The organism is uncultured Cyclobacterium sp., assembly GCF_963976465.1.
GTDB lineage: Bacteria > Bacteroidota > Bacteroidia > Cytophagales > Cyclobacteriaceae > Cyclobacterium.
The window spans coordinates 1-2945 of sequence record NZ_CAXBOC010000609.1; the positions used below are offsets into that span (position 1 = coordinate 1).

General features: G+C 35.9%; 5 protein-coding genes. All 5 read left to right on the forward strand.

The window, feature by feature from the left end; genetic code table 11:
• Window positions 1-99 precede the first annotated feature (99 nt).
• Complete coding sequence (locus AAC037_RS22850) at window positions 100-546, forward strand: hypothetical protein (protein ID WP_339905881.1); 447 nt, start codon at window positions 100-102, stop codon at window positions 544-546.
• Window positions 547-596: 50 nt separating this feature from the next.
• Complete coding sequence (locus AAC037_RS22855) at window positions 597-1241, forward strand: hypothetical protein (RefSeq protein ID WP_339905882.1); 645 nt, start codon at window positions 597-599, stop codon at window positions 1239-1241.
• The gene (gene yidD, locus AAC037_RS22860; protein WP_339905884.1) at window positions 1192-1596 is read left to right on the forward strand and encodes a membrane protein insertion efficiency factor YidD; all 405 of its coding nucleotides are present in this window, start codon (window positions 1192-1194) and stop codon (window positions 1594-1596) included. Before AAC037_RS22855 ends, yidD begins: the two co-directional genes overlap by 50 nt.
• Window positions 1593-2420 (forward strand): hypothetical protein, encoded by an 828-nt coding sequence (locus AAC037_RS22865; RefSeq protein WP_339905886.1) that lies wholly within the window; start codon window positions 1593-1595, stop codon window positions 2418-2420. The genes yidD and AAC037_RS22865 overlap by 4 nt, the downstream gene beginning before the upstream one ends.
• Window positions 2421-2493: 73 nt before the next feature.
• Window positions 2494-2945 (forward strand): hypothetical protein (locus AAC037_RS22870; RefSeq protein WP_339905888.1); only part of this gene is annotated, 452 nt, incomplete at its 3' end.

Below are 2945 nucleotides of genomic sequence, written 5' to 3' on the forward strand. Positions count from 1 at the left end.
ATATTACCAATAAATGAACTAGTTTAATATTTCTCAAATACTGCCTATTATTTATAATTTTTGATATCTTTATAATCCAATCTTTAATAAATCTATATTATGAAAAAACTTATCGCATTCCTTGTCCCGTTTTTGATAACGGGCATCTCCTTTGGGGAAGAAATTAAGCCCGACGTCCTGGATTTTAATTCAGCACTGATTGAGGCCCAATTTTCAGATCTTGATCAACTGGAAGAATATGTTCTTTCTAATGAAGGGGTCACATTGAAAGAAGTGATTGCTCAAAACAATGGTTTGAATGTAAACCTTGATGCAGACATGTTGAACAACTTTGCTGTAAATGCAGGTGACCACCCAGTGGCCGGCATACCCTCTTTCCTTTGGGGATGTGTATTGGGCCCCATAGGTGTAGCCATTGTACATTTAGATGCTGAAGACAAAGATCAAACTAGAAAAGCAATTTGGGGTTGTGTAACCTTAGGTGGTGTTTATGCCCTCTTATATATTGCTTCCTTAGTATTTACTTTCTCCGCTTATCCATTTTAATGAGTATCCTTCTGAAAAAACCTATACTAATACTACTGATATTAACACTGTTGCCCGAAATTAATTTTGGGCAACAGTTTTTTAGAATAAGTGCCGACTTTTCAATCAAGGAAAAAATTGCAGATGGGACTTCCAGATTAATTATGGGGAAGGTCTATTATGATCTTTCGGCAGAAAAAATAATTTATGACATTTCCTTTCCTGAACCGGAAACTTGGGTTTTAAAGGACACTACCTTGTATCGATTTCAATCCAATGAATTATTGGACAAAACATCTTCTTTTATTATCCCTGCCTCTTCTTTTTTCCACTTTACCTTGTCCGGACAATTGGCCAATTTCGGGTTAAAAAATAGTGGTTATACCATTATAGATGTGTCCAAAAAAGAAGAACAAATTTTAACCACCTGGGAACCACAAGAAGAAAAAGTGAAAAGCTCCTTGGGTCAGGTTATCATGTCAAATTCGGACAAAAAATTACAAGCCATAGCTTTTTATAATCCCGACAATGAATTGTTAAGCAAGCAATTTTACAAAAATTATATTAATGTTTCAGGTTGTGAAGTCCCAACAGAAATCACCCAAATAAATTATCATGAGAAGGGACAAAATTACCAGATCACTTCTTATAAAAATGTGGTTATCAATGAAAAAGGAAATGAAGTTATTTACGATTACATGCTTCCTGATCTTTAGTTGTATTGGAGTAACCTTAGCTCAATCCAATAATGAAGTATTGGCATACAAAGATTTACTGGCTGAAAAAAAGAATAAAGTTCATTATAAAGCAGCTGATGAAAACAAGAATGAGATTGAAACCGTATTCTCGGGATTGTTCAAGGTTTACAAGAATTTTATCTCTTCTCAAGATGGATCAAATTGTGTGTTCTACCCCTCATGTTCAGAATACGGCTTATTGGCAGTGAAAAAATATGGGGTATTGCTAGGGACAGCAAATACAATGGATAGGTTGACAAGGTGCAATGGTTTAAGCCCTGAAAAATATGCTTGGACAGAAGACCGAACCTTAATGATAGACGAATTGAAATGAAGTATTTGTTAGCAGTAATCGTACTGCCCTTGTTTGCTCTCTCCGGTTATAGTCAAAATTTATACGATTTCGATAATTCAGCAGCTTTTGCAAGTTATCTAAGGCAAACCAATCAATATGACCTTGCCATTCCCGAATATGAAAGGCTTTTATTCATGAAACCGGGCAATTTATCTTTGGAAAAAGACTTATTAACAGTTTATTGGGAAGCAGAATTATGGGAAACAGGAATAACCAGGGCTATAAATCTTTACCCAAATGAAAATAATATGCCGAGTGAACTGGCTTTTGAATACTTGGCTTTGCTATTTAAAAACAAGCAGTTCAATGAGGCAAAATCTTTTTCAGAAAATAATTCCAATCTCAAAGCCCAAGAGCGATATTTTTATTCCGGCACCACTGATGCCCTGAGATTTCAATGGAAATCTGCCTATGAAAACTACAGTCTGCTTGAAAACAGTAATTTTCAGTCTGCTCAAAAATACATGGAAATATCTAGGCTAGCTCTTGAAGAAAAAAGAAAAAGCCCTGCACTGGCAGCAGTAATGTCCACCATCATTCCAGGTTCAGGGAAAATTTATACCGGAGATTGGAAGGATGGCTTAGTAGCACTTCTTTTTGTTGGCACCACTGCATGGCAAGCTCAAAGAGCCTTCCAAAAACAAGGTGTAAAAAGTGTCAGAGGATGGATCTTTGCCTCTATCTCTTTTGGCTTCCATATTGGTAATATTTTTGGATCACACAAGTCTGCAAAATTGATTAATCTTAAAAAGGATGAATTCCATCAAAATAAAATCGAGCATCTATTTTACTCTAATTTTTAGCTTTTGTTGCCTTGCACCGTTTTTGAGCTATGCCCAATCCATTCATCAAACATTCGATTTTGGGCGGCAACTCATGCAATTGAATCAACCTGAAAAAGCCATCGCAGCCTTTCAGCGTGTACTGTTTTTTGGGGATGAAGATTTTCAACAAAAAGTATTTCCAAATATTGCTGAGTGCTATTTTTTACTGGGTAATTATTCCTCAGCGGCTAGGTATTATGATCTCGCCTACTTTGCGGCAACTACTGATACGGCCAAAACAGATTTTACTTTTAAAAAAATTGAAAGCCTCATTCGAGAAAAATCATTTCTTTTCGCCAAAGTAGAAATATTAAACTTACCTGATAAACTGGCTCCCCCTTTGGCCAAGAAAAAAAGCCTCTACGAGGGCATTATTTACTATGGTTTAGGCGATTACGAAGCCTCAAAAGAAAGTTTTTTAATCCTTGTATCGGAAGAAAATCAAAAAAAGGACGTATTGGAGTCCTTTTCTAAACTTAAAAAGGTGGAAAAGATAAATCCCAA